Below are 5,900 nucleotides of genomic sequence, written 5' to 3'. Positions count from 1 at the left end.
TTCTAAGCATCCGGATCAGTGGCGGGAAGCACAAAGGCACGTCGTCCCTATAAAACGAATGCAGACCGGAAAAATTAGCGAATGAGAACAAGTATCAGGCAGGAGGTAAAACGCGGGGTGTCAGAGGGATAAGAATCATTGTGGGAGCGAGCTTGCTCCCACAGGGATTGAGCGACGCCCGGGATTGCGTCAGGCGCTGGCAGCCATGGCGTGCCGCCGATGGTGAACCTCAAGCTGATCCTTGATCACCCGCAACACCTTGGCTTCGTGCTCATGGATAAAGAAGTGCCCGCCCGCGAGCATGTCCACCGAAAAACTACCGTGGGTTTCCTTGCTCCAGCCGATCAACTGCTCGGTGGTGGCCCGATCATCCTTACCACCGAGCACATGCACCGGGCACTTGAGCAAGGGACGCTGCTGCGGTTCGAAGCGCCCGCACAGCAGGAAGTCCGCGCGCAGGACCGGCAGTGTCAGGCTCATCAGCTCTTTATTGGCCAGCACTTCTTCGCTGGTGCCATTGAGGGTGCGCAGTTGATCGATCAATTCGGCATCGGTCCTGGGCTGGGCGAAGCCGCGATCGTAGTCGGCCCGCATGGTGGGTGCAGCCGTGCCCGAGGCGAACAGGGCCACCGGCTCCGGGCACCCCAGCGAGCGAAACGCATGGGCCATTTCACAGGCCAGCAACGCGCCCAGGCTATGACCGAACAATGCGTATGGCGCCTTGAGCGTGGCTTTTTGTTCCTGGGCGAGTTGCAGCGCCAGGCGTCGCATGTCGGTGTGCAACGGCTCGCCATACCGTGCGCCACGCCCCGGCAGTTCCACCGGCTGCAGCGTGAGCCATTCCGGCAGCTTGCGCCGCCAGCGGCTGTAGACCATGGCGCTCGCGCCTGAATAGGGCAGGCACAGCAATGTCAGCTGGGTCACCGGGCTTACCTCGAAAAGTTGTCTATCAAGGGAACGGATGAGGCCGGCCTTGAATTAGTCCCAAGGTTGTAGAAGTGCCGAACACTGACATCGTGGCGAGAGAGCTTGCTCCCGCTCGGCTGCGCAGCAGTCGTAAAACGGGTTTTTTGGGGCCGCTTCACGACCCAGCGGGAGCGAGCTCCCTCGCCACAGGTTCTGTGTTTCGCTTATCTCAGGTGGCGATAGCTTTGGACTGCGGAACCGAGAATCACCGCACCGGCAGCAATTGCCAGCCAGAATCCACTACGGGCCCCAAATGCATCGATCAGCCAACCCGAACCGGCCGCACCGATTGCCACGCCAATACTCAACCCGGTGACCAGCCAGGTCAGGCCTTCAGTCAGTTTGGCTGGCGGCACGATGCGCTCCACCAACGCCATTGCCACAATCAGCGTCGGCGCAAAGAACAGACCGGCGACAAACACCGCCAGCGACAGCCCGAGAATGTTCGTCGCCAGCAGCAACGGCAGCGTGGTAACCGCCGTCGCCACCCCGCCATACAAGAACAATCGCGGCAGCGGCACTTTCGAGCGCAACACCCCGAACGCCAATCCCGCCAGGCAGGAACCAATGGCATACACCGACAACACAATGCTCGCTGCTGCCGGCTGGCCCTGCTGCTGGGCGAAGGCCACGCTGACCACATCCACCACGCCAACGATGGTGCCCATGGCGACCATCAACAGCATCAGCAATTGAATGTCGAGCGAACGGATAATCGAGCCCTGATGGTGTTCTTCATGGGGATGCACCGCCGGCTCGGTGTCCCGTTGCAGGACAAACGCCGTCACCCCGATCGCCAGCATCAGCAACGCCGCCAACGGACCGGCCTCGGGAAACGCCACCACGCACAACCCCACCGACAGCGGCGGCCCGACAATAAAGCAGACTTCGTCCAGCACTGATTCCAGCGCGTAAGCGGTTTGCAGCTCCGGCTGGCCGCGATACACCTCGGTCCAGCGCGCACGGACCATCGCCGACATGCTCGGCATGCAACCGGCCAGCGCGGCGCACACAAACAACGTCCAGATCGGCGCCTGCAAGCGGGTGCAAATCAACACCAGCAACAACGCCCCACCACCGATCAACGCCGAAACCGGCAGAACCCGGCCTTGACCAAAGCGATCCACCAGCCGCGAGACTTGCGGTGCACAAAACGCCGTGGCCAGGGCAAACGTCGCCGCCACCGCACCGGCCAGACCGTAGCCGCCTTGCAGTTGCGAGAGCATGGTGATCAGGCCGATGCCAGTCATGGAAATGGGCATGCGCGCGATCATCCCGGCCAGCACGAACGCTCGGCTGCCAGGGGCTTTGAACAGGTCGCGGTAGGGGTTGGTCATGGGGTGCGAGTCTCAGTCAGGGCGAGCAAGTTGCCATAAGGCGAACCGAGGGGAAAGCAGGCAATTGTTGGTTGAATGTGAAGGCCTCACACGTTGATCGTTCCCCCCGCTCGGCGTGGGAACGATCAGGTGTCACGCGGTCAGGTGACGAAACTTTCATGGTTCGACGTGAACTCTCGCCAGCCCCCGTCAGTCAGCTAATTAAGCCCTCACACTCAAGGCGCTCACGCTGATGCAGATTTCCCTCGACCAACAAGTCGCCCTCATCACCGGTGCCAGCTCAGGCATCGGCGCAGGCGCCGCCAAGGCATTGGCCGCCGCCGGGGCCGCGGTGGTGATCAACTACCATTCCCAGGCTGAACCCGCCGAAGAACTGGCCCGGCAGATCAACGCTGAAGGCGGTCGGGCTATCGCCATCGGTGCCGACGTTTCCAAAGAAGAAGACGTCGAACGGCTGTTCGCGCAAACCCTCAAGGCGTTCGGTTCGCTGGACATTCTGGTGGCCAATTCGGGTATGCAAAAAGACGCCAAGGCGGTGGACATGACCCTCGCCGACTGGAACCAGGTGATCGGCGTCAACCTCACCGGACAGTTCCTCTGCGCCCGCGCCGCCCTGCGTATTTTCAACCGTCAGGGTATTCGCGAAGGCGTGTCCCGGGCCGCCGGCAAGATTATTCATATGAGCTCGGTGCACCAGCGCATTCCCTGGGCCGGCCACGTCAATTACGCCGCGTCCAAGGGCGGCGTCGACATGCTGATGCAAACCCTCGCCCAGGAAGTCAGCCACCAGCGCATCCGCATCAATGGCATCGCACCGGGGGCGATTCGTACAGACATCAATCGCGATGCCAACGAGGAGCAACTGCTCAAACTTATTCCTTACGGTCGGGTCGGTGAAGTCGAGGACATCGCCAACGCGCTGGTCTTCCTCGCCTCCGATGCGTCGGACTACATCGTCGGCACCACCCTGTTCATCGACGGCGGCATGAGCCTCTATCCGGAGTTTCGCGGCAATGGCTGATCATCATCCCGAGCGACAAAGCAACATCGACGCCCACGGCATCATCGGCGACATGCGCAGCGCGGCGCTGGTCAATGACAAGGGCAGCGTCGACTTTTTCTGCTGGCCGGAATTCGACAGCCCGTCGATCTTCTGCTCGCTGCTGGACACGCCCGAGGCAGGCATTTTCCAGCTATCGCCGGACTTGCCTGATGCGCGCCGCGAACAGATTTACCTGCCCGACACCAACGTGCTGCAAACCCGCTGGCTGAGCGAGCGCGCCGTGGTCGAGGTCACCGACCTGCTGCCCATCGGCGACAGCGAAGATGATCTGCCGGTGCTGATGCGCCGGGTCCGGGTGGTCAGCGGCCAGGCAACGTTTCACATGCGCTGCGCCGTGCGGCATGACTACGCTCGCGCCAGGACCCACGCACGCATGGATGCCAAAGACGTGGCATTCGAGGCCGATGATCAGCCCTCTCTGCGCCTGGCATCGGATCAGACCTTGCGTATCGACGGCAACGCGGCCGTCGCTGAATTCACCCTCAAACAGGATCAGAGCGCGGAATTCCTGCTCGGCGGCATCGACGACCCACGTTTCAACGAAGGCGCGGCCGGGTTGTGCCTGGAACGCACGCTGAAGTTCTGGCGCGACTGGAGCGGTCAGTCCAACTACCGTGGTCGCTGGCGGGAAATGGTCAACCGCTCAGCCCTGGCCCTGAAGCTGCTGACCTCGCGCAAACACGGCGCGATCCTCGCGGCGGCCACGTTCGGCCTGCCGGAAACACCCGGCGGCGAACGCAACTGGGACTACCGCTACACCTGGATCCGCGATGCCTCGTTCACCGTCTATGCGTTCATGCGCCTGGGCTTCGTTCAGGAAGCCAACGATTACATGCGCTGGCTGCGCGGGCGGGTCAGCGATTGCCACGGCAAACCGATGAAACTCAACATCCTCTACGCCATCGACGGGCGCCAGGAACTGCCGGAAACCGAGCTCTCGCATCTGTCCGGCCATGGCGGCGCGACGCCAGTGCGCATTGGCAATCAAGCGTATGACCAGGTCCAGCTCGACATCTTCGGCGAGCTGATGGACGCGGTGTACCTGGTCAACAAATACGGCGACGCGATCTCCCATGAAGGCTGGAAACACGCCGTGGGCGTGGTGGACCAAGTCTGTGAAACCTGGCAGCAAGAGGATGTGGGCATCTGGGAAATGCGCGGCGAACAGCATCACTTCCTGCACTCGCGACTGATGTGCTGGGTGGCCCTGGACCGGGCCATTCGACTCGCCTCCAAACGCTCCCTGCCCGCGCCGTTTTCCCGCTGGGATCAGACCCGTCAAGCGATCTACGCCGACATCTGGGACAACTTCTGGAACGAAGAACGCGGGCATTTCGTGCAGCACATCGGCGGCACCACGCTGGATGGTTCGATGTTGCTGATGCCGCTGGTGCGCTTCGTCAGCGCCAAGGACCCGCGCTGGTTATCGACCCTCGAAGCCATCCAGAAAACCCTGGTGCGCGACGGCATGGTCTACCGCTATCGCAACGAAGACAGCCAGATCGACGGCCTCAACGGCACCGAAGGCGCCTTTGCTGCGTGTTCGTTCTGGTACGTCGAATGCCTGGCCCGGGCAGGCCAGGTGGAAAAGGCGCACCTGGAGTTTGAACAATTGCTCAGGTACGCCAACCCGCTGGGCTTATACGCCGAAGAGTTCGACAGCCATGGGCGACACCTGGGCAACACGCCGCAAGCGTTGACGCACCTGGCGCTGATCAGCGCGGCCAGCTTTCTGGATCGGAAATTGAGTGGGGAGAAAAATTACTGGCAGCCTTGAGTCCGCGTTGCCCCTATCGCGAGCAGGCTCGCTCCCACAGAATTTGTGTCAAACACGCTATTTGTGAACGACACCAAACCTGTGGGAGCGAGCCTGCTCGCGAAGACGTCATCAGCCATCGCACAGGACTGGCTGAATACCCGCGGAAAAAGTGAGCGGTAGGGTCCAGACTCCTACAACCATTAAACAAACCTGCCCAATCACCCGAAACCGCTCATTCCAACGGCCCGAAAACGTTTGTTGCCAGCCGTTACATCCCCCCCTACCATCGTCCGTCAACGGGTGCAGCGGAGCTGCCCGATAAAACCCGAATTCAAGGAACCAGAATGAGCCAGCGTATCCACCGCCCCATCGACACCCCTCTGCGTTCAGGCCTGAACCGCGATGAACTGTGGGAGGCCCACGACAAAGGCCTGATCAAATGCTGGGAAATCGGCCGCCAACGCGCCGCCCGTTTCCCCGAACTCGCCCAACGCTGCCTCGTCGGTAAGTTGCCGGTGCTGGGCTGGAAAGGTGGCGTCAGCCGCAGCCTGAAGAAACTCGAAAAGTACGGATCCCTCAAATACCTGGCCCAGTGGCAGGGTTTGCGTGGGGAGGATCTGGATGTTGATCTGAGTGAAGAGCGGCCTCTGACGTGTTCGCGGACGAGGATGGTGGTGACGTTTACGCCGGACCGGTCGAAGTACTTCAATCAGGTGGCCGAAGTCGAAGTCTGAGTTGGCGGAACCTGGTCTCTTTGCATCATCCGTCTGACAAA

5 protein-coding genes are annotated in these 5,900 nt (G+C 61.5%); 3 read left to right on the top strand and 2 right to left on the bottom strand.

The window, feature by feature from the left end; all coding sequences use genetic code 11:
* Window positions 1–189: 189 nt before the first annotated feature.
* On the bottom strand, window positions 190–924 hold the full coding sequence (locus tag FBY01_RS18485; RefSeq protein ID WP_083374655.1) for a thioesterase II family protein: 735 nt from the start codon (window positions 922–924) through the stop codon (window positions 190–192).
* Between the two features lie 206 nt (window positions 925–1,130).
* The gene (locus FBY01_RS18475; RefSeq protein WP_145308894.1) at window positions 1,131–2,303 is read right to left on the bottom strand and encodes an MFS transporter; all 1,173 of its coding nucleotides are present in this window, start codon (window positions 2,301–2,303) and stop codon (window positions 1,131–1,133) included.
* A gap of 232 nt (window positions 2,304–2,535) precedes the next feature.
* On the opposite strand from FBY01_RS18475, the gene FBY01_RS18470 reads away from it, so the two are divergent.
* The 3 genes from FBY01_RS18470 (at window position 2,536) to FBY01_RS18460 (ending at window position 5,859) form a co-directional block, all read left to right on the top strand.
* Window positions 2,536–3,324, top strand: a complete 789-nt coding sequence (locus FBY01_RS18470) for a glucose 1-dehydrogenase (RefSeq protein ID WP_145308892.1) — start codon at window positions 2,536–2,538, stop codon at window positions 3,322–3,324.
* Entirely contained in the window at window positions 3,317–5,143 is a 1,827-nt protein-coding gene (locus FBY01_RS18465) for a glycoside hydrolase family 15 protein (protein ID WP_145308890.1), read from the top strand. The genes FBY01_RS18470 and FBY01_RS18465 overlap by 8 nt, the downstream gene beginning before the upstream one ends.
* A gap of 326 nt (window positions 5,144–5,469) precedes the next feature.
* A complete protein-coding gene (locus FBY01_RS18460; protein ID WP_145308888.1) occupies window positions 5,470–5,859 on the top strand; it encodes a hypothetical protein in 390 nt (129 codons plus the stop codon).
* Window positions 5,860–5,900 lie beyond the last annotated feature (41 nt).

It is taken from the genome of Pseudomonas sp. SJZ077 (genome assembly GCF_007993905.1).
Taxonomy (GTDB): domain Bacteria; phylum Pseudomonadota; class Gammaproteobacteria; order Pseudomonadales; family Pseudomonadaceae; genus Aquipseudomonas; species Aquipseudomonas mandelii.
This window is presented reverse-complemented; position numbering and strand designations above follow the sequence as displayed.